We start from the raw sequence: 21,558 nt of genomic DNA, 5'->3' as shown, positions 1-21,558 counted from the left end.
TGGAAAATAAAGGAGGATATTACATGAATAGATTTGACGTAATTATTATCGGAAGTGGACCAGGCGGCATGGCGGCAGCTTATGATTTAGCTGCAGAAGGGAAAAAAGTTGCTGTGGTAGAAGCAGATCTTTGGGGTGGTACTTGTCCTAATCGAGGTTGTGATCCCAAAAAAGTTCTTTATGGCGCTGTTGAGGCCAGAGATAATGTACTACAATTGAAGAATAACGGTTTTGATGCAGCTCCTGAAATAAATTGGGGCAATTTAATGGCGTTTAAAGAAACCTTCACCCAAAAAGTTCCTGTTGAACAAAAATCTGGATTAGCAAGTGCAGGAATTCAAACAATCACAGGGTTTGCCTGCTTTAAAGACAAGCATACGATCACAGTAGAAAACAAAGACTATCAATCTGAGCGATTTATTTTAGCTACAGGACAGCGATCAGCTATTTTAGATATCCCTGGAAAAGAACACTTTGGTACGAGTACTGATTTTCTGAATATGAAAGAGTTGCCTGAAAAAATCGTATTTGTTGGTGGCGGGTATATTTCTCTTGAACTGGCCAATATTGCAAGTAGCAGCGGCAGTGAAGTCCATTTATTGCATCATAATGAGCGCCCTTTAAAAGGATTTGATGAAACACTGACTGAAGCGTTGATCGAAAATCTCAAGCTTAGAGGAATTCATTTTCACTTTAACGAATCAGCTGAGTCGATTACCAAACAAGGTGAGCAAGTTGAAATAACCTTAACTACCCAAGGAACAATGATAGCTGACCGTGTCTTTTGTGCAACGGGTCGGATTCCGAATGTCGAAGGCTTGAACCTAGAAAAAATCGGTGTTGCCTTCACCCATAAAGGCATTACAGTCAATGAACAATTGCAAACGACTGTAGAAACTATTTACGCACTAGGAGATTGTATGGAAAAAACACAGCCAAAGTTAACCCCTGTTTCTAGTTTTGAAGGGAGTTATCTTGCCAAACTTCTTAGCGGGAAAACACAAGCTGCTATTCAATATCCAGCTTTACCAACGATTATTTTTAGCTCACCAAAACTAGCACAAGTTGGTTTAACAGATAAAATCACTTTAGAAAATGAAAAATATAAGGTACAAGATTTAGACTTATCTCAATGGTTTTCGTATAAACATATCAACGAGCCGTTAGTCAAAGCGAAAATCATTACAGAAAAATCGACCGGTCTATTAGTCGGTGCGACCGTCTTAGGGAACGAGGCGGATCAGCTGATCAATATGTTTACTCTAATGATCAACCAAAAATTACCAGCCGAAAAAATCAATGAGATGATCATGCTTTATCCGACTGTTTCTAGTGATTTAAGTTATCTTTACTAAAAATAAGCTGCAAATGAAATCTAAACCATTTCATTTGCAGCTTGTTTTAATTATTTATCATAGAAGAAAATTAAATGTTGACTTGCCTTTAGCTGTAAGTAATAATAGGATAATTACATCAAAGATAGTGGAAAGTTGTTTATAAAAAAATGACTCATAAATATAATTTATCAATTATATGAAAATAAAGCATTAGATATTATAGACGATTCTTCTTAAAATAAAGATAGTGAAAAACTGAGCAAAGTTAATTTTAAACAGCTAGGAGAATGGCGATGGAAACAACGAAAAAAAACTACACCCCCTTGATTGGTTCTTTATACACAAATTTTATTTTTCAAGGTATGGCAGCAATCATTTTATCTCAAAATCTTAATGCCCTGATGGATAGCTGGCAAGCTACAGTACAACAAGTGACATTAGTCATTAGTGGTATTGGTTTGGGGCGCGTGTTGATTTTGTATTTTGCTGGTTATTTTTCGGATAAATTTGGGCGTAAAAAAACAGTACAGCTGGGGATCATAAGTTATTTGATTTTTTTCTTGGGAATTCTGATCAGTCAAAATTATTTACAAGGGCTCTTTTTTGCCTTATTTGCTGGATTTAGTAATGCCTTTTTAGATACAAGTACGTATCCAACTTTGATGGAAGCTTATCCGAATGAAAAAGATAACAGTTCTCTTAGTGTGTTGAACAAAGCCTTTATTTCTTTGGGGCAGTTTATTTTACCGTTGCTAACGCGATTTATGTTGAACCATGGAATTTATTATGGACTTGTTTTCGTTGGCTGCGCGTTAGGGTTATTTCTTAATTTGCTGTATATTTCTAAACTAGGATTCCCAGAAAGGGCAGAAGTGGATGAGAGCGCATCGCAAATAGTGAAAGAAGAAGTAAACGCCAAGGGAAAACAACCGCTATTTAAAATAGAAGGATTAGCATTGTTAGTGTTTAGTTTTACTTGTGTGTCTACGTTTAATATTTTTATTTTATGGGTACCATCTTTTGCAGAGTCTTTGAATCTTATGAATCACTCGAATAGCTTAGTGTTGGTCAGCGCATATAGTATTGGTTCGTTTGCATCAGTATTTTTGACGTCATTGATCGTAAAGCGGGGCGTTGCGCCAACGTTATTAATTGTATGGTGCACGTTCATTTCATTGTTCTTGCTGATTGGAATGACGTTGTTTCCAAGTGTACCGATGTTTTTGCTTGGCTCGATCGGCATCGGTGTTTTTGCAGCAGGAGGAATCTGGCAGCTAGGATTAGCAGTGTTGTTGGAGTTGTTTTCAAAAGGAAAAGGACGGATCACGAGTTATTATTCGATTGCAACATCCGTTTCTGTAATGATCGTGCCTTATATTACAGGACAACTGGAAAAAATCAATGTTTCGCTGATTTTTGGGTTGAATATTGTATTGACAGCTATTGGTGTTGTTGCAGCAGTGATCATTCGATACCGCTATAAAAAAGTAATGAGTGAGTGGGAAGCAATCGATAAAGAAATTGTTGACTTAAAAGGAATCGTTGATTAAAAAAAGAAAGGTATGTCTGGAAGAAGAAGACATACCTTTCTTTTTTACTTACCCAATCAAATTAACTAAAATCCCAGTGATGAAAACAGATGTAATTGTTACAGTAGAAAACCCAGCAATAATCATCTTCGGTAGAATTTGTCCTTCGATCAGGGCAATCTCTTCAGGTGTGCCATTGATACTTTTCGCTGCTTCCTGACTCAAAATCATTGTGCCCGGGAAGCCATACAATGAAGTCAAACCGATCGCAATCGACATCGATAAGCTATAGCCAAGAAACTTCCCGGCAATTGCCGCAAATAACACATTTCCAGTAACCCCCACTAAAAATGAAAGCGTCAATGGTAGAATCAACTCGATCAAATCATGAATAGAAATCGTTGCTAAAGGACCAAAGATAATAATTAAAATAGCTAACATCATTAATCCGTACGCATCAATCCCATTCAAAATATTCGGTTTGAAAATATTCAACTCTCTCAAAGCAATCCCAAACAGTAAGCAAAGAATGAACGTGTTGATCATACCATTGGTCAGGTTATTTACGAATGTAGCAAGTAAAACAGTTACTCCGACAACAAAGAGCGTACCTGCAGTTGTATGGAAAAGCTCTGGCAAACGTGTCTTTTTAGGTTCTTTTTCTTCCACTTCTTCGGCGCTAACAAAAGCATCAGGATTTTCTTGGTATTCTTGATGCAGACGATTGGCTTCTTTTCTTAAAATCAATGAAGTTAATGGGAAACCGATCAACCCTTGAAAGGCAGAAATCAAAACAGGTAAAACTGCTACAGATAACAATCCGGCAGCAATTGCAGCATCTTGAACCATGATGATTGAAATTGTGCCGCCAGAAATCGCACCGATAGCCGCAATCGCGTAACTTTGATCTTCAAATAATGGACCAACGAGCAATAATGCAGCAACGATCCCAAGTGTTGCGGCTACACCAATCAAGAATGTCCGCCATTGTTGTTTAAATTCTTTTAAACTGATTGTTGTTCCAAGATGGACTAGGATAAACCCAACAACGGTTGTTCCTAAGGCTAATAAAGAGGAACTAGGCAATAAATCTTCTGGAAATAAGTTCGTTTTAAACCCAATCAAGAAGATCAATGAAGCAATCAATAACGTTGAAAGCAGTGACTTGGTCTTTTTAGAAATATAATCACTGACCGTCCAAACAAGCATAATAATCGTAAAAGCTAATACAGAATTCATAATTTTCGCTCTCCTTTTTCTAAGTGGCTATTTTTATTGAATAGGGTGGTAGGTAAAACCTAAGCCATGAACCTCAGCAACGTTTGAAACAATTACAAATGAAGTTGGATCGATTTGATCGATAATGCGCATAACTGCTGGATACTCATTATTTGAACTGACGATCATCAACATTTGATTTTCCTGCTCAGTTTTACCGCCAGTCACATTGAAAAGAGTGACACCGCGATTAACAGTCTGCAGTAATTCCTCTTTAATTTCAGTTGTTTTATCCTTACTGAAAATCAAAATCGATTTTCTTCGTTTGACGCCTGTTTCGATATAGGTCATAACGATAGATGTGATGATGATCGATAATATCGCATATAGAAACGATTCAATGCCAAAGATAAACACATTCAATAAAACGATAAAGGCATCTGTCACTAAAAGACCTGTTGAGGTATTAATGTGCCAATATTTTTGTAAAATCAGAGGTGGAATTGTCGTACCACCACTAGAAGCGCCGATTTTATAAAGAATTGCAACACCGATTCCAAAAATCGCACTGCCAAAAAGCACGGAAAGTAAACGATCTGAGGTAACCATGATTTCAGGAACAACGGCTAAAAAGAATGGGAACAACAAACTGCCGATCAGGGTATTGAAGAACACTTTTTTCCCTAAAAAGAGGATCGTTAAAAGCAACATCAAACAATTTAAGACCAAAACAACGATCGACCGATCAATCGAAAAGGCTGCTTCTGCCAAAATACCTAATCCACTCACACCGCCTGCGGCTATCTGATGAGGGCCTAAAAACATATTGATGGAGATGCTTAGCAGCATAACTGCTAGGATAATCAACAAGATATTTTGACCTTTACGCACCGCAGTCATTTTACTGACCCGCTTGAAGTATGACTGTCGGGCATTTCATTGACGATAGCTAAAGCTAATTCAACTGATTTTAGCATTTCAGCAATTGGAATGTACTCATTGATTGTATGAATTTCTTCATATCCAATCGATAAATTTAATGTTGGTTTGCCGTGTGCGTTAAAGATATTGGCATCACTACCACCACCGCTGATTTCAGGTGTAAAAGTTCGACCAATTTTAGTTGTTGCCGCTTTAGCGATTCTAACAGGATCAGAATCATCAGCTAAATGAAAACCAGTCGCTTTTTGATCAACTGAAAGAGTGAAGTCACCGCCATGTAAGCTAGTCGCATTTTTGAAGGACTGTTCTAATTTAGTAAGAAAATCACGTGCTTTTTCATCTGAGATCGATCGTACTTCCCCTTGGATCATCAAGTGTTCCATCACAACATTGATCCCTGCACCACCAGAAATTTTTCCGATGTTTGACGTAGTATGCTCATCCAGTCTGCCAAACGGAATGCCTTCTAATGCCGTTTGAGCAATCGTGAAGGCTGAAATACCTTTTTCTGGTTCTAAACCAGCATGAGCGGCTTTTCCTGTCACTTCAATATCAAACATATAAAGGAAAGGACTAGCAACGATTCCATTTCCAGCTGGACCAGAATTATCAAATACATAGCCAAATGTTGAATCGATCAATGACATATCCAAGGCGGCGGCTCCAATCAAACCGATTTCTTCACCAGGAGAAAAGACGAGCTCGATCGGTCCTGTTTCGATATTGTTTTCTAAAATAGTCTCAATCATTTCTAAAAGAATCGCAATTCCTGCTTTATTGTCTGCCGCTAAAATCGTTTCACCTTTAGAATAAAGAATATCATCCTTCTCAAGCACTTCAATGCCTACACCAGGTTCTACAGTATCCACATGACAAGAGAAGAAGACCGGCTCCTTAGCTAAACTTCCAGTATATTTGGCAATCAAATTGTTTGAGCCAAGTTTGGTTGTTTTCATTGACTCATCTTCTGTGACTGTCAAACCTAATGCGATTAATTTATCGCTCAATAACTGCACAAATTCTCCTTCTTGACGTGAAACAGAAGCTACTTGTACCAACTCAGTAAAGGTCTCCACTAATCTTTTCTTATTCATATAAAACATCCTTTCTTATTTACAATCATTTATTCTGTGACCATCCATACTTCATCGATCAGTTTGATTTGATGCAATTTAAAATCTTGCAGCAAAGAGATAGTAGAAATGATCTTTTCCATGGCAATTTCTTCATTTTGTTCCATTGAAACAAACTGCTTTGCAATTGTTTCGCCATGTTTATTCAAAAGTTTGGCTTCAAAAAGGAATCCATAAGAAAAGTACTGCTCGATTTTCATGATTAATCACCATCCATTCTAGTTCGCTTGTTTTGTATATCACAAATTTATCACGGAAGGTTCTTGAAATGAATGGCAAAAAAAGGACTGAAATGACATTTTTTGTCATTATTGTATTTTATTTTAAGCATAAGCCAACAAGGACAAGGGTTTAACTAGGAGCGGATACTTTATCTGGCAATGTTTTCCTTTAAAGTGAAAAAAATGCCTGTATTATTAGATTTTTATCCGCTATTATAATGAATAAATAAGTTTTTTATAAAAAGTAATTCATCAGTTTTTATGATAGTTAAATAAAAAAACTTTTGTTATTTTAAGGAGGATAACTATGAATCAAACATTACGCCAATTTAGTATCGTTTTACTTGTTACAATAATCACATTTTTTCTGCTTTTTATTTTTTATCCGCAGTTCGTTTTGGTTATACTTTCATTTTTTGAGCTGATTTCTATTCTACTAAGTATGTACATTGTTTTTAGACGCAAGGATGTAACAAGCGTTAAAGTGGCTTGGGTCCTGACATTATATTTTGTTCCAGTCGTTGGGCTGTTTGTTTACCTTTTTTTCGGGCGCAGTAACTTGAAAAGTAACACTGTTCAAAAGCAAGAGCAGGACAGACTAGTTCGCTATGTTCAGAGTATAAACAGGAAGACATTAGAACCGTTGAGTTGTTTGGAAGAGAAAAATGAGCGCTTGTCGAAAAAGGTCGTAATGGGGGGGAATCAATTTGAGGTGCTTACAGATGGTGAAGAGACTTTTTCGGCTATTTTCGCAGCACTGAATGAAGCGAAACACCATATTCATTTGTTTTATTTCATAATCAAAGAGGATGAACTTGGGGATCAACTCCGAAAAATCTTGATAAAAAAAGCTTCAGAGGGAGTCAAAGTTCGCTTTGGGGTGGACGGTTTAGGTTCTGTAAAATTATCTGATGCGTATCTTGATTCTTTAAAAGCGGCTCAGGTAGAAGTAGAAATTTTCAATCCGATCCAGTCGTTTTATCATATTGCGAGAGCGAATTGGCGCAATCATAGAAAAGTGATCGTCATCGATGGAACGCTTGGTTTTGTAGGTGGTTTAAATATTGGGAATGAATATCTAGGCATAACACCCAAATTCTCTCATTGGCGAGATACGCATTTACAAATAGCAGGTCCTTTAGTGACACAATTACAGGAAAGTTTTTTATATGATTGGCTGTATATGAAAAATAGTGCTGGAAGTGCGAATGAATTTATGGTGGAAAGTTATTTTCCTACAATTGAAGTAGGAAGCGATGAAGGACAAGTGATTTATGGTGGTCCTTACGATCAAGAACGCGTGGTTCGGGATGTTTTGTTTAATTTGATCGATTCTGCGAAGGAGAAAATTTCCATTGCCAGTCCTTATTTTGTGCCAGACGATGAACTGTTGGCTTTATTAAGAAGGGGTGCTCGTAATGGTATCAAGGTGGAGATCATTATTCCAGGAAAAGGGGATAGAAAACTGTCTTATTATGGAAATGACTTTTATTTGGAAGATTTGATCAGTGCGGGGATTCAGGTCTATAAATACGATGATACGGCCTTTTTACATTGTAAAGTAATGATTATTGATGAGCAAGTTGCCACGATTGGCTCGACAAATTTTGATATTCGCAGTTTTGATATCAATCATGAAGTATCCGCTATTTTATATACCGGTCAAGCAATTCAAAAATTAGCGGATGATTTCAAAAAGGATCGAACCAACGCCAAACAAATCACAGCGCTTGAATTAGCACAAAGAAGCACTTGGAAAAAAATCAAAGGCAAAATCTGTGGCTTGTTTGCACCACTGTTATAAAGCTTGGAAAATCATATCTGACGTGTTTTAAAAGCGCTCGTGCTATACTATTACAAAGAAATCTAATGAAAAATGACGACACATTCAAGGGGGAAAAACATGCGGAAATTGTATATAGACTTAGTAACAGATAAAAAAGCGATCCGATTGATTAATCTAATTTATTTTTTAGCGGATACCTCTGATTTACTGACAATGGAAGATGTGGCAGCCAACTTGGGTGTGACAAAAAAAACGTTAAAAAGTGATCTAGCTATACTGCAGGAATACAGCCCAGTGATCGATGGATTTGTGCAAGTGAAAAAAGAAACTATTATTTTTAACCGGGACAGTACCTACACGATCGAAGAAATATTATCAGATATCATTGACCAGCAGCCACTTTTCACCTTGTTGAGTGCTTTATTGGACGGGGAGGAATATTCGATTGAAACATGGTGTGATCGGATTTGGTTGTCAGAGCGAACGTTGAGACGCTATTTGCCTCACTTAACTGAAGTATTAGAACGATATAACTTAACTTTACAACTATCGCCGCATTTGGCTTTGATCGGAGAGGAAGCCGACATTCGGTATTTATATTTCGATTACACAAGCCAACGGGGGTGGCGAGAAGAAGATGTTCATCTTGATGAGATGGTTCAAAAGTTTTATTACGAATTTCAAGAATCATTTCTAAATAAGTATCAAAGGGTGTTAACACTGGATGCAAATCGGGCGAAAATGTGGCACCATGTTATTTTGCAAAGAGTTGATAAGCATTTTTATATCCCTAAAAAACAGGAGTCTAGTCAAAAATATGCGATGACAGATCGTTTTGAAGTGTTTTCTGAAATCTATGATCAATTGATGAAGAAGTATTTTTCAATCGAAAATTTACCTTATGAAGAACACATCTATGCTTATGTCACAACCTTAGCAAGTGTCATTTATTTACCTCCAGAAGGAGAGATTTACTCAATCAATCTGACACGGAAATCCAATTACGACGATCGGTATAATACGATTTTTGATTTTGGTGAAAGTATTCCTCTTGATCCTTCAAGAAGCAAAGAAATGTATCATTGTGTGAATTCATTTTTGGAAAATCTTAGTTTATTATCTAGAATAACGCCATTATTTCAAAGAAACTCGTTCGAACTAAATCAATATGCCAAAGGGGAATTTCCTACTATTTACCAAGCTTGTTTGGCTAAATTAAAACAAGTCAAGTTAGCCCATGAGGCACGATTGGTATATCCAGAAGATGTAGCAACGAATTTGAGTTTACTTTTTAGCTCCTATTTAATTGATACGACGATCGAAAATAATAAAAAAATTCTTTTGAGTATTTCTGGTGAAGCCTGTTATGTTCAGCATTTAATTGCTATTTTAAAGAAACGAATCCCTGGCAATTTTGATGTCAGCTGGGTTTTTAATGAAAAAATTACTGAAGAGTATATAAAAAGAGAAGGCGTTGACGTGATTATTTATAATCATGTGATGCTAGTGCCAACTGAAGGGTGTTTAAGTATTAAGGTTTCACAGTTTCCTGCAACAGGAGAGTTGGAGAGGCTGACGAAAAAGTTATTTGAGCTTTGAGTAAAATCATAAGCAAGAGAAAAAAAGCCGAAATGAACAGATTAAAGTTCATTTCGGCTTTTTTCTAGGTTATTTTAAAAATTCTTTTGCAATGTTTTCATTGATAGTAATCATTTGGTAAAAGTCGTTAATGTTCACGAATTCATTAGGTTGATGCGCATATTTTGTTTCACCAGGACCTAGAATCAAAATAGGGAATTCTTTTTTTACACGTCCAAATTGAGAACCATCGGTATAACCAGTCATACCGAATGTATTCGCTGTTTCACTTGTAACTTTTGAAACAACTTTTTGTGTTAATACAGTGAAAGGATCGTTAAGTTCAGTTTTCATAGAAGGTAAATCATTGATGAACTCGATCTCTGCTTTAAAATCTGGAACGGTTGCTGTTAATTTATCTAGCATCTCTTTGAATTGTTGCTTTAACTCTGAATGATCTTGAGCTTTGATTGTGCGAATGTCGATCTCTACTGTACATTTATCAGGAACAACATTGGTTCCGTTACCGCCATTGATAATATCTAAACTGGAAGTTGAGGCGCCGACTAATTCATCTACAGATTGAGAGAAATCAAAGGTTTCTTTAAAGGCATTCAAAACTAAAAGCATATGTTCGATCGCATTCACTCCTTGATCTGGCATTGAGCCATGAGCTGTTTTCCCGTAAGTTGTGATACGAGGCCATAAAGCACCTTTATGCGCTACACCGATCTCAACATTTGTAGGTTCACCGATGACTAATGCATCTAAATCATCTGCATAGCCTTTATCAACTAATTGACCAGAGCCGATAGCGCTCGTTTCTTCTCCCACAGTCGCTAAAAGTTTGATGGTTCCTTTAAAGTTTGAGCCTGCTTCTTTTAAACGAGTCATCGCAACAACGGCTGCAATCAAGCCTGATTTCATATCACAGGTTCCACGTCCATATAATAAACCGTCTTTTTCAAATGCGGCAAAGGGATCTTCATCCCAAGGAATTTCACCCACAGGAACCACATCCATATGTCCAGAAAAACCTAGGACAGAACCTGCTTCATTGCCTTTTAGCGTTGCAACTAATTGATTACGTCCCTCGCTGTATTCTACCTGTTCACAAGGGATGTCATACTTTTCAAAAATCACTTGCAGTTTATCTGCAACTACTTTTTCTTTCCCTAAAATACTTTTTATTTGAACGACTTCTTTTAATAATTGTAATGCGTCTTGATTATCCATGAATACTCTCTCCTTATACTTGTTTTTCTTTTGGAATAATAAATACGATTGACCCTAAGGCTAAAACACAGAAAAGAATATTTGTCAGTAAACCAAAGGTAGCTCCTTGTGTATAATTACCGCTAGCACTGAATCCATTGTAAACTGCAGCAGAAATTGCTACTCCCAATGCTCCGCCAAGAGAGCTAGCCATTTTATAAATACCGGAAGCTACTCCGGCTTTTTCATTTGGAACACTGGAAATTGCTGTGTCTGTAGAGGGTGTTGCATACATGCCAAGTCCCATTCCGAATAAACTATAGCCAATAAAAACTAATACGAAATAGGCAGTGCCTGTAACCATCGTTAACGCCATCAAACCAACACCTGTTCCAGAAAGAATGGTACCCCACAACATTGGTTTTTTCGCGCCGATTGTTTGTAATAACTTTTCACCAATTCGAATCGTGATCAAAACTAGACACAAGTAACCGATCGATAACATTCCTGTTTTAGCAGAAGAAAGACCACGTCCTTGTTGAACATACGTATTGATAACGATCAATGTGCCGGCCACAGCATTCAATAAGAAGTTAGAAATCGTTGCACCTAGATAACCGCGGTTTTCAAATAAAGAAAACTCAACAAAACTATTGTCGATCGCTTGTTCTACTTTATAAAAAGCAATCAACCCTAAGATCACAACTACGGCTAAAATCAGCACGACTGGACTTGTCCAACCTAATTCAGATCCTTTAGAAACAACAACATTTAAAGCAACCATTGAAACGATAAATAAAAGTAAGCCCATTGAATCAAATTTACTATTGCTATTACTTTCGACCTTACTTTCAGGTGTACCAAAGATCAATAACGCACTACAAATCGAAACAATAATCGAAAAAATAAAGACATAACGCCAGCCTAAAGAACTAGCAATGGCGCCACCAAAGAACGAACATAATCCAGAACCGCCCCAAGAACCGATCGACCAATAACTTAGCGCTCGTTGACGATCTTTGCCTTCATAATAGGTTTTGACTAAGGCCATTGTTGCAGGCATGATACAAGCAGCCGATAATCCTTGTAAAATCCGACCACCGATAAATAAAATAGGGCCGTGTGCAATGACTAAAGCCGCTGAACCGATAACACTTAAAATAAGACCAATATATGTTAATTTCATTCTGCCTAATTTATCTGCCAATCCACCGGCTACCACGATGAAAATACCAGAGAATAAACCAGTCATGGAGATTCCTATGTTTAAAACGCCAGAAGAAACACCTAAGTCACTTTGTACGGCTGGCGCCATATTTAGTAAAGATTGGGCAAACAGCCAATAAGTCAAAACACTTAACACGATTCCTATCAGTAATTTGTTTGTCCCTTTATATGTTACAACCTCTGCTGTATGTGTTGTTGCTTTCATGATTAAACTCCTTCAGATAAATAATGTAAAACAGCTGCACCCATTGATTTTGCAGCGATCAATAAACAATCTTCGTCAATATAAAATTTTGGATGATGATGTGGATACATCGGCGTTCCTTCTTTATGAGCACCAACGAAAAAGAAACAGCTTGGTCGTTCTTTTGCATAATAAGCAAAATCTTCAGAAGGAGTTTGTGGTCCGGATTCGACTAATTGTTTCACTTCTGGAATTTTCGCTTCGGTCAATGCTTTAACAACCATTTCAGTGGTTTTAGCATCGTTGACACAAACTGGGTAATCATTGGCGTAATCAAGTTCGTAACGGATGCCGAATGTTTGGCAGATACCATCCAAAATTTGTTTGAATTCTTTTTCCACGATTGCTCGTGTTTCTTCTTTCATGATCCGTACATCGCCTTCTAGCGTAACAGAATCTTTAATGACATTAGCGGAACCTTTGCCGTCAAACGAACCAATTGTGACTGTTGCAGTATCAAATGGATTGATTCTACGACTGACGATTGTTTGGACAGCCGTGACAAATTGAGAAGCTGCTACGATCGTATCATTCGCATCTTGTGGTGTTGAACCATGTCCGCCTTTTCCTTGCATCACGACTTTAAAGGTTGCTCGACCAGTGTGAACAGGTCCTGAATGATAAAGAACATCGCCAAGGGGCATCAAACTCATCACGTGAATGCCCAAAACATGATCCACACCATCTAAACAACCAGCTTCGATCATCCCTTTAGCGCCACCTGGTGGTACTTCTTCAGCAGGTTGGTGGATCACACGAATCGTGCCCGCTAATTGATCTTTTAATTCAATCAGTGAATCAGCCAAAATCATCATATAGGCTGTGTGCCCATCGTGTCCGCAGGCATGCATGACATTTGGTGTTTTTGAAGCAAAGGGTAAGCCCGTATCTTCTTGGATCGGCAATGCATCGAAATCTGCTCGAATCGCTAAGAACGGTCCTTTTTTGCCGCCATGAATATCGACTAAAATACCATTACCACCGCCTACATTCGTTTGAACCTCACAGTCTTTACCAGCGTAAAAATCGGCGATATATTTTGCTGTTTCTGTCTCATGAAAAGATAATTCCGGATTCTCATGAAAATGTCGGCGAATCTTGATTAGTTCAGCTTCTTTTTGTTGAAGCAATGTGAATAATTGTGTACGTAAATCGTCCATTTGATCTTCTCCCTTCAAATACACTTCATATTCTATGCTTAATTAATAACTTCACAATGCTAGGAATTTCCAAATTTCAGAAATCCCTTTTAGAAAAGCTAACTCGGAAAATAAAAGGTGGTTGAACGAACAATATTTTCTTGTTTAGGTGTTATAATGAAAAGGAAATAAATAAACGAGGTAAAAATAATGATTGTAAATGAAAATTATCATATCAAGTATCAACAACTGCTGACAGAACAAGATGTGCTTTATAAAGAAACGACTATTTTGATGGTCTTAAAAGGAAGCATGTTTATTACTATAGAAGAAACAACTAATCAAGTAAGTGCAGGGGAATTGTTTGTCATCAATACAGGAGATCGGGTGCTCTTGAATAGCGATTTAAAACAAAGTTGTACTTATTTAAAATTGGGGATCAATAGTGTTTTCTTTGCGGCTCAATTTCCAGCTTTTTTTTATACGCGCTTTGACTGTGCACCAATTCAAAAAGAACATGGGAAAATGCCTGCAATCGCAGCATTAAGAAGACAAGTTGCGGAGTTGTGTTTAGTTGAATTTAGCGATGATCCTTCAAAAAGACTCAAAATCACTTTATTTTTAACTCAGATCATATTGTCTTTGGTTCATCATTTTCAAAAAGAAGAAGTCACAGAGTACCATCCTTCAGACAACCAAAAATTAAGAGAGATCTTGGACTACATCGAAGAACATTACCACGAAGGGGTCTTATTATCGGACACAGCAGAATATTTTTTTATGTCGGAATCCTCTTTATCGAAGTTTTTTAAGAAGGAAACCGGAGATTACTTTTCTCATTATGTGCGGACGATTTGTGTGAAACACAGTTTGTCAGAGTTACTGTATACGAAAAAAAGTATCGAGCAAATTGCTTTAGATAGCGGGTTTAGCAATAGTAAAACGTATCGTCAACATTTCAAAAAAATCTTTAACGATTCGCCAACCAGTTATCGTTCATCTCACTTAGAACAGACGAAGGCGCCACAAAAAATCGAACAAGTCGTTCAAACAACAGAGCTTCAAATCAAAGAAATTTTGGTCCCGTTATACAGTTATATTCAAACGGGTTTGGAAGAAGCTCATCCTTCAGAATTATCGCTAAAAACCAAACAGCTCCATATTACAACGGAGCAATCTGAAGCCGATTATCAAAAAAAAGACGTGATCATTCATGTTGGTTCGTGGGAAGCTTTAGCTTCTAAGAAAATTCAAAGTGAAATATTGGACATAAAAAAACAGATTGGGATCAAGTATATTAGTATCCAATCGCTATTTACACAAATTCCTCTAACGGTTCAGATCCATCAAGAAGCGGGGATGAATTCGTTTCCCGCATTTGAACAATGGGACTACATTCTGACATTTTTAGAAGATGCTCGGCTGGATATTTTTTTCCAGTTGTCTCTTGTAAAATTTAACCAGCTAAGTGTTAGCGTGAAAGACATCTGTCGTAAATTTTTTCGACATGTTCAAAATAAATTTGGCACAAAAATGACTGAGCAATGGAAAATCAATTGTCTATTTAAAGGGCAAAATCTTGCTGACTATTATCCTGATTTTCTAGAAGTGAAAAAAAGCTTATCTGAGCTCTCTTCTAAAATAGAAGTAGGCGCAGAAATTCCTTTACCTGACCCATTCTTTGAGCAAAATGACTCAGAACAAACGCGGTTTTTTTGCGAGACGATCGCAGCAAAGTGTGATTTTTTATCATTTTCTGCTGAGCCTAATTATGTGTTTCAAAATTTAGATAGCACCTTTCCGGATTTGAAAAATTACCATCAATATGTGTTGAATAAAACCTTGCATATCAAGCATGTTTTAAAAGAATACGAAATCAAGCTGCCACTTTATCTTACGGAATGGAACACATTGACTGGGATGACAAGAAATAGTAATGGAACCTTCTTTAGAGGCGCGATTATCTTAAAAGATCTTTTGATGCTGGATACGCTAGTATCTGGATTCGGGTTTTGGCTGAACATCGAGTTGTATGAGAAACAAACACAAGACCGTCCATTAAAAAATGATGGGTTGGAATTGTTTCATTTTTACAGTGGGAGAAGACCTGTTTATTTTTGTTTGTGGCTGGCTAGAAGGTTGGAAGGCAAAGTTCTGGCGCAAGGTGAAGAATATCTGCTGACCTATGTTGACGGGAAGTATCAGTTACTGTTGTTTAATCCGAATTATTTTGATCCACATCTTTCTTCAGAAGAGGCGTTTCTAGAAAGCCAGGCCGTAACGTTTGAAATCGAATTAGCAGCGATTAAATCAGCTCATTATCAAATCAAGCAAATTGATTTCAATCGTCATAATGGCGCGTTATTTTACACCTATGAAGAATTCCGCAATGCAAAAGCACTTGATATAGAGACACAAGAATATGTTGTAGAGAGTACTCGACCGAAAATCAAAGTCTTCGATACTCAAATCGATGATACGTTTAATTATTATGTGACACTAGATACAAATGGTATCGTACTGTTGGAATTGACGCCTATTTTATGATCGATCAAAGGTCGTTTCCTTGACGAAAAGCCCTCTACTGGCTAGTATTTAATTAAGACAGGTAATTGGAGAGGAAGAAGTAAAATGAGTATTTATGATTATCAAGTAAAAACGACAAAGGATGAGACCGTTTCATTGGAAGATTATCGAGGAAAAGTACTCCTAATCGTGAATACAGCGACAGGTTGCGGTTTTACACCTCAGTATGAAGGACTAGAAGAGTTATATAAAAAATACCGTGAACAAGGGTTAGAAATCTTAGATTTTCCTTGTAATCAATTTGGACACCAAGCACCTGGAACAAATCAAGAAATCAGTGAGTTTTGTCAGTTGACCTATCAAACGACGTTTCAAACGTTTGGAAAAATCGACGTAAATGGTGAAAATGCTGATCCTTTGTATGAGTATTTAAAAGGTGAAAAAGGTGGACTTTTAGGTGGCGCGATCAAGTGGAACTTTACTAAATTTTTAGTAGATCGTGACGGCAATGTGGTCAAACGCTTTGCACCAACTGTTGAACCAGAAAAAATTGCTGGAGATATTGAAAAATTGTTGTAAGAAATATTTTTTTATTCTTAATATCAATAATCATCTCATGATATAATGATTGTGCTAAGCAAGAACATAAAGAGTAAGCCCCTGGAGAATTGGACTCTCCAGGGGCTTTTTGTGGCTAATGTCACCATATCTACTGTTACTTCTTGTACTTATTATTCAGCCAATACTTAAAATTACGAGAGTAGGATCCCAACAAGAAGCGGACAAGATTAATGCTACGGACATAAAGAGGACACCTCCGTTCAGTCCCAAGACTGTAAGATAGGCGACAACATAAAATACGCAAAGTTTAAAGTAAATCTATTTTTTACAGAGATTTTAGTTTAGAAAATATAGAAACCGCTTACGCGTATAAAGATTGTATAAAGACCCAACCCAAACTTTAACACTATCTTTATATAAAATTTGATATCCTAAATCCATCAGATGAAAGAGAGGGATTTTGATGACGATTATTACTGGAATTATCGCAGGGTTACTGCTTATTTATCTATTTTACCAACTATTTTGGGGGGATCAACAGTGAGCGCAATTATTATTCAACAAGCTATCTTCTTCATCGTTTTAATCGGATTAGCGATTCCGTTAGGTTTTTATATCCATAAAGTGATGACCAATCAAAAAACGTTTTTGACAAAAATCATCAGCCCGATCGAAACAAAGATCTATCAATTTCTAGGTACGCCAGCGCAAAAAGAAATGACAGCGAAGCATTATGGCTTGAGCGTTTTATTTTTTAGTTTCTTTTCGTTTGTTATTTTGATGGCGATGCTTTTAGGACAAGGCTTTTTACCATTGAATCCAGAAAAACTGCCTGGAACTAGCTTTTCATTAGCCTTTAACACTGCAGCTAGTTTTATTACCAATACCAACTGGCAAGCCTATGCGGGTGAAGATACTCTATCGATCTTTACACAAGCATTCGGATTAACCGTTCAAAACTTCGTATCCGCAGCGGTTGGGATTGCCGTGTTGTTTGTTTTACTTCGTGGCTTCACAAATCGGACAAGCAAGCAGATCGGAAACTTCTGGCAAGATTTAACGAAAATTATTTTATATATTTTAGTACCGATTTCTTTTATTGTTTCCTTGTTGTTGATTTCTCAAGGTGTCGTTCAAACCTTTGCTGGTTCTGTTGAAACGACCAGTTTGGAACTAGGGCAAAAAATCTTTTTACCATTAGGAACAGTTGCCAGTCAAGTTGCAATCAAACAATTAGGTACAAACGGTGGTGGTTATTTCGGCGCAAACTCAGCACATCCGTTTGAAAATCCTAACTTGATCAGTAACTTTATCGAAAATTGTTCGATTCTCTTGATTCCAGCAGCATTAATCGTCGCCTTCGGTTTATTTGTAAAAGACTGGAAACAAGGTAGAACGATTATGATCGTTTCACTTGGTTTTTTAATCGCAGCACTGATTGGTGTGACGTTAAGTGAATATTACGGGCCGCAATTCAGTCACGTGATTGGTCAAATGAATATGGAAGGAAAAGAAACACGTTTTGGTATCGGCTGGTCTGCTCTTTGGGCAGTTAGCACAACGGCTGCTTCTAACGGTTCTATAAATGCTATGCTAGATAGCTTTACGCCACTTGGTGGTTTGATTCCGATGTTCTTGATGCAACTAGGGGAAATCATCTTTGGTGGTGCCGGGAGTGGACTATATGGGATGATCGTTTTCATCTTGCTCGCTATTTTTATCGCTGGTTTATTAGTGGGAAGAACACCAGAATATTTAGGTAAAAAAATCGAACCTTTCGATATGAAAATGGCCTGCCTAGTCATCTTAACCCCTTTATTATTAACCCTACTTGGAACAATGTTGTTTATTTTAAATCCTCAAGCAATGTCTTGGTTGACTAATCAAGGACCACATGGTTTTTCTGAGATTCTTTATGCATTTTCTTCTCTAGCGAATAATAACGGAAGTGCTTTTGCAGGTCTAACAACAGATACGACTTTCTTGAATATCTTAGGCGGCATCATCATGATCCTTTCTCGTTTTATCCCGATGTTGGCTGTAATTTACCTCGCTTCAAACTTAGGGAAAAAGAAAGTCGTAGCAACTGGATCTGGAACACTTTCAACGACAAATGCAACATTTGTAACGATGTTGATTATTGTGATTTTAGTGATTGGCGCTTTAAGCTTCTTGCCATCTATGGCGTTAGGACCAATCGCAGAACACTTTATGACAAAATAAAGTAAAGAAGGGGAAACAAGTGAAAAATACACAAAACAAACGCACTGTTTATATAGATGCTTTTAAATCGTCCTTTAAGAAACTGGCACCAATGATTCAACTAAAAAATCCGGTCATGTTAGTCGTTTATTTAGGAGCTATTTTAACGACAGTTCTTTATTTTTTAACTTTTGCAGGCTACAAAGATGCAGAACCATTCTTTATCTTGGCGATCGCCATTATTTTGTGGCTGACGATTTTATTCGCTAACTTTGCCGAAGCCATCGCAGAAGGGCGTGGCAAAGCACAAGCAGAAAGTTTAAAACAAGCGAAAAAAGAGGTTATCGCGCATAAAGTAGCTTCAATAGAAGACGCGAAAACAAAAAAATTCACGGAAATAAAATCATCTGAATTAAAAAAAGGGGATCTCGTTTATGTAGCAGTCAATGAGCAAATCCCAATGGATGGCGATGTGATCGACGGTGCGGCTTCGGTGGACGAAAGTGCCATCACAGGAGAATCCGCTCCAGTGATTCGAGAATCGGGTGGTGACCGTAGTGCTGTAACAGGCGGAACAACGGTTGTTTCAGACTATCTAGTCATCAAAGTGACCGCTGAAAATGGCGAATCATTCTTAGACAAAATGATTTCCATGGTAGAAGGGACAGAACGGAAAAAAACACCAAATGAAATTGGTTTACAAATTATTTTGATCATGTTGACGATCATTTTTCTAGTCGTTTCAGCAACCTTATTGCCTTTCACCAAATTTTCAAGTGAACTTGTCGGCAATGGTTCTGCATTAGCCTTAACAACGATCATTGCATTGTTGGTTTGTTTAGCACCAACGACGATTGGCGCTTTGGTTTCTTCCATCGGAATAGCTGGAATGAGCCGTTTAAATAAAGAAAACGTGATTGCCATGAGTGGCCGTGCAATTGAAGCAGCTGGCGATGTGGATATTTTATTATTAGATAAAACAGGAACGATTACATTAGGCAATCGCCGAGCAAGTGAATTTATCCCAGTTGCTGGTGTCAGCGAATATGACTTAGCAGATGCAGCTCAACTATCTTCTTTAGCCGATGAAACAGCTGAAGGACGCAGTATCGTTATTCTAGCGAAAGAAAAATTCGATATCCGCGGCCGTGAATTAAATCATGTGGAAGTTGAATTTATCGAATTTACAGCCAAAACTCGGATGAGCGGTATCAATTATCAAGGAGACGAAATTCGCAAAGGTGCCGCTGACACGATGAAAAAATATGTGGAAGAAAAGGGCAATCTCTATCCAGAAGAATGTGATACAATCGTTCAACGTGTTGCCAATGAAGGTGGGACACCACTCGTTGTGGTCAAAAATAATCAAGTATTCGGTGTGATCTACTTAAAAGATATCGTCAAAAATGGCGTGAAAGAAAAATTTGAAGATATGCGCAAAATGGGGATAAAAACCATTATGATCACAGGAGACAATCCGATGACAGCCGCTGCGATTGCTGCCGAAGCAGGCGTGGATGATTTCTTAGCAGAAGCAACCCCAGAAAATAAAATGAGTTTGATTCGTGACTATCAAGAAAAAGGACATCTAGTTGCAATGACGGGTGATGGTACCAATGATGCTCCGGCATTAGCTCAAGCAGATGTTGCTGTAGCAATGAATACTGGCACACAAGCAGCCAAAGAAGCAGGAAACATGATCGATCTAGATTCCAGTCCAACCAAATTGATCAGTATCGTCAAAATAGGAAAGCAATTGTTGATGACACGTGGTGCATTGACGACATTTAGTATCGCCAACGATATTGCCAAATATTTTGCGATCATTCCAGTCTTGTTTTTCAGTATTTATCCAGCATTAGATGCGTTGAACGTCATGAAACTGACTAGCCCAACAACAGCGATTTTATCAGCAATCATCTACAATGCCTTTATCATTGTAGCCTTGATTCCGTTGGCGTTAAAAGGTGTTTCATATAAAGAAAAACCAGCTAGTAAAATTTTAAGTCACAATTTACTTGTCTATGGATTAGGCGGTATTGTAGCACCTTTTATCGCCATCAAGTTGATCGATATTATTTTGACTTTTGTTTTATATTAAGAAGGAGAAAAAATGATGAAAAAAATAATGATCACTTCACTGAAAAGTATTTTATTATTTACCATAATCTGCGGTGTCATCTACACCGCAGCAGTTACAGCTGTCGGACAAGTTTTATTTCCAACTCAAGCAAACGGCAGTCTGATCAAAGAACAAAAATCGGGAAAAACAGTTGTCACGGGATCAAAATTAATTGGACAGACCTTTACAGAAGCAAAATATCTACATGGACGCTCCGATCAAGTCAGCCAATTGTCTCCTGTTTCCAAAGAACAAAAAACGCGTGTTGAAAAACGTGTACAAGAATCTGACAAAAAGCAGGTTCCAATCGATTTAGTCACAGCATCAGCAAGCGGCGTCGATCCTGAAATTTCAATAGAAGCCGCAATGACGCAAGTCGATCGCATCGCTGCCGCTAGAAATATGAAAAATAGCCAAGTCCATGCTATAATCAAACAAAATATCAGTGGCGTTAAAATCGGACCTGTTGATTCACAACGTGTGAATGTTTTAGGGGTCAATCAATCGCTGGATAAGTCTGAATAAACGGTGAGATCAGAATCACTTCTGTCTCAACCTGGATATAAAGGATGGAATAA

Annotated in this window: 16 protein-coding genes; 9 read left to right on the top strand and 7 right to left on the bottom strand. The window is 37.5% G+C overall.

Features of this window, described 5'->3' with window-relative positions; all coding sequences use genetic code 11:
• Window positions 1-23 precede the first annotated feature (23 nt).
• Window positions 24-1,355, top strand: coding sequence for a dihydrolipoyl dehydrogenase family protein (locus BCR21_RS07130; RefSeq protein ID WP_069645794.1), 1,332 nt, complete (start codon window positions 24-26; stop codon window positions 1,353-1,355).
• Between the two features lie 275 nt (window positions 1,356-1,630).
• Window positions 1,631-2,887: an MFS transporter gene (locus BCR21_RS07125; protein ID WP_069645793.1), complete on the top strand. Its 1,257-nt coding sequence runs from the start codon at window positions 1,631-1,633 to the stop codon at window positions 2,885-2,887.
• Between the two features lie 48 nt (window positions 2,888-2,935).
• On the opposite strand, the gene BCR21_RS07120 is transcribed toward BCR21_RS07125, so the two are convergent.
• The 4 genes from BCR21_RS07120 to BCR21_RS07105 are packed head-to-tail and all read right to left on the bottom strand — an operon-like array spanning window position 2,936 to window position 6,359.
• Window positions 2,936-4,105 carry a hypothetical protein gene (locus tag BCR21_RS07120; protein ID WP_069645792.1) on the bottom strand — a complete coding sequence of 390 codons (1,170 nt, stop codon included), beginning with the start codon at window positions 4,103-4,105 and terminating at the stop codon, window positions 2,936-2,938.
• Between the two features lie 33 nt (window positions 4,106-4,138).
• Window positions 4,139-4,933 carry a YitT family protein gene (locus BCR21_RS07115; RefSeq protein WP_420809825.1) on the bottom strand — a complete coding sequence of 265 codons (795 nt, stop codon included), beginning with the start codon at window positions 4,931-4,933 and terminating at the stop codon, window positions 4,139-4,141.
• 47 nt (window positions 4,934-4,980) lie between these two features.
• Window positions 4,981-6,120, bottom strand: a complete 1,140-nt coding sequence (locus tag BCR21_RS07110) for a M20/M25/M40 family metallo-hydrolase (protein ID WP_069645790.1) — start codon at window positions 6,118-6,120, stop codon at window positions 4,981-4,983.
• Between the two features lie 29 nt (window positions 6,121-6,149).
• Window positions 6,150-6,359 carry a hypothetical protein gene (locus BCR21_RS07105; protein ID WP_069645789.1) on the bottom strand — a complete coding sequence of 70 codons (210 nt, stop codon included), beginning with the start codon at window positions 6,357-6,359 and terminating at the stop codon, window positions 6,150-6,152.
• A gap of 328 nt (window positions 6,360-6,687) precedes the next feature.
• Here BCR21_RS07105 and cls point away from each other — a divergent pair, with 328 nt between their 5' ends.
• Complete coding sequence (gene cls / locus BCR21_RS07100; protein WP_069645788.1) at window positions 6,688-8,184, top strand: cardiolipin synthase; 1,497 nt, start codon at window positions 6,688-6,690, stop codon at window positions 8,182-8,184.
• Window positions 8,185-8,283: 99 nt separating this feature from the next.
• Window positions 8,284-9,765, top strand: coding sequence for an AcpB/EbpR/MafR family transcriptional regulator (locus BCR21_RS07095; RefSeq protein ID WP_069645787.1), 1,482 nt, complete (start codon window positions 8,284-8,286; stop codon window positions 9,763-9,765).
• A gap of 69 nt (window positions 9,766-9,834) precedes the next feature.
• Here the strand turns inward: BCR21_RS07095 and BCR21_RS07090 are convergent, their stop codons facing one another.
• From BCR21_RS07090 to BCR21_RS07080, 3 genes are read right to left on the bottom strand one after another with little or no spacing between them, the layout of a single operon-like run.
• Entirely contained in the window at window positions 9,835-10,980 is a 1,146-nt protein-coding gene (locus tag BCR21_RS07090; RefSeq protein WP_069645786.1) for an ArgE/DapE family deacylase, read from the bottom strand.
• 13 nt (window positions 10,981-10,993) lie between these two features.
• Window positions 10,994-12,391, bottom strand: a complete 1,398-nt coding sequence (locus BCR21_RS07085) for an MFS transporter (protein ID WP_069645785.1) — start codon at window positions 12,389-12,391, stop codon at window positions 10,994-10,996.
• Between the two features lie 2 nt (window positions 12,392-12,393).
• Window positions 12,394-13,590, bottom strand: a complete 1,197-nt coding sequence (locus tag BCR21_RS07080) for a M20 family metallopeptidase (RefSeq protein ID WP_069645784.1) — start codon at window positions 13,588-13,590, stop codon at window positions 12,394-12,396.
• Between the two features lie 189 nt (window positions 13,591-13,779).
• Here BCR21_RS07080 and BCR21_RS07075 point away from each other — a divergent pair, with 189 nt between their 5' ends.
• The 5 genes from BCR21_RS07075 (at window position 13,780) to BCR21_RS07055 (ending at window position 21,505) form a co-directional block, all read left to right on the top strand.
• On the top strand, window positions 13,780-16,116 hold the full coding sequence (locus BCR21_RS07075) for a helix-turn-helix domain-containing protein (RefSeq protein WP_069645783.1): 2,337 nt from the start codon (window positions 13,780-13,782) through the stop codon (window positions 16,114-16,116).
• Window positions 16,117-16,200: 84 nt separating this feature from the next.
• Complete coding sequence (locus BCR21_RS07070) at window positions 16,201-16,674, top strand: glutathione peroxidase (RefSeq protein WP_069645782.1); 474 nt, start codon at window positions 16,201-16,203, stop codon at window positions 16,672-16,674.
• A 522-nt stretch (window positions 16,675-17,196) separates the two neighbouring features.
• Window positions 17,197-18,879, top strand: coding sequence for a potassium-transporting ATPase subunit KdpA (gene kdpA / locus BCR21_RS07065; protein WP_069645781.1), 1,683 nt, complete (start codon window positions 17,197-17,199; stop codon window positions 18,877-18,879).
• A gap of 19 nt (window positions 18,880-18,898) precedes the next feature.
• Entirely contained in the window at window positions 18,899-20,959 is a 2,061-nt protein-coding gene (gene kdpB, locus BCR21_RS07060) for a potassium-transporting ATPase subunit KdpB (protein WP_069645780.1), read from the top strand.
• 15 nt (window positions 20,960-20,974) lie between these two features.
• On the top strand, window positions 20,975-21,505 hold the full coding sequence (locus BCR21_RS07055; protein ID WP_069645779.1) for a potassium-transporting ATPase subunit C: 531 nt from the start codon (window positions 20,975-20,977) through the stop codon (window positions 21,503-21,505).
• Window positions 21,506-21,558: the final 53 nt, after the last annotated feature.

The organism is Enterococcus ureasiticus (genome assembly GCF_001730285.1).
GTDB classification, from domain to species: domain Bacteria; phylum Bacillota; class Bacilli; order Lactobacillales; family Enterococcaceae; genus Enterococcus_L; species Enterococcus_L ureasiticus.
This window is presented reverse-complemented; position numbering and strand designations above follow the sequence as displayed.

Coding starts and splice junctions, on each gene's coding strand:
- BCR21_RS07125 (WP_069645793.1), top strand. CDS start 1,631: ATGGAAACAACGAAAAAAAACTACACCCCCTTGATTGGTTCTTTATAC.
- BCR21_RS07090 (WP_069645786.1), bottom strand. CDS start 10,980: ATGGATAATCAAGACGCATTACAATTATTAAAAGAAGTCGTTCAAATA.
- BCR21_RS07075 (WP_069645783.1), top strand. CDS start 13,780: ATGATTGTAAATGAAAATTATCATATCAAGTATCAACAACTGCTGACA.
- BCR21_RS07120 (WP_069645792.1), bottom strand. CDS start 4,105: ATGAATTCTGTATTAGCTTTTACGATTATTATGCTTGTTTGGACGGTC.
- BCR21_RS07085 (WP_069645785.1), bottom strand. CDS start 12,391: ATGAAAGCAACAACACATACAGCAGAGGTTGTAACATATAAAGGGACA.
- BCR21_RS07095 (WP_069645787.1), top strand. CDS start 8,284: ATGCGGAAATTGTATATAGACTTAGTAACAGATAAAAAAGCGATCCGA.
- BCR21_RS07105 (WP_069645789.1), bottom strand. CDS start 6,359: ATGAAAATCGAGCAGTACTTTTCTTATGGATTCCTTTTTGAAGCCAAA.
- BCR21_RS07110 (WP_069645790.1), bottom strand. CDS start 6,120: ATGAATAAGAAAAGATTAGTGGAGACCTTTACTGAGTTGGTACAAGTA.
- BCR21_RS07070 (WP_069645782.1), top strand. CDS start 16,201: ATGAGTATTTATGATTATCAAGTAAAAACGACAAAGGATGAGACCGTT.
- BCR21_RS07080 (WP_069645784.1), bottom strand. CDS start 13,590: ATGGACGATTTACGTACACAATTATTCACATTGCTTCAACAAAAAGAA.
- BCR21_RS07130 (WP_069645794.1), top strand. CDS start 24: ATGAATAGATTTGACGTAATTATTATCGGAAGTGGACCAGGCGGCATG.
- cls (WP_069645788.1), top strand. CDS start 6,688: ATGAATCAAACATTACGCCAATTTAGTATCGTTTTACTTGTTACAATA.
- BCR21_RS07055 (WP_069645779.1), top strand. CDS start 20,975: ATGAAAAAAATAATGATCACTTCACTGAAAAGTATTTTATTATTTACC.
- BCR21_RS07115 (WP_420809825.1), bottom strand. CDS start 4,933: ATGCTGCTAAGCATCTCCATCAATATGTTTTTAGGCCCTCATCAGATA.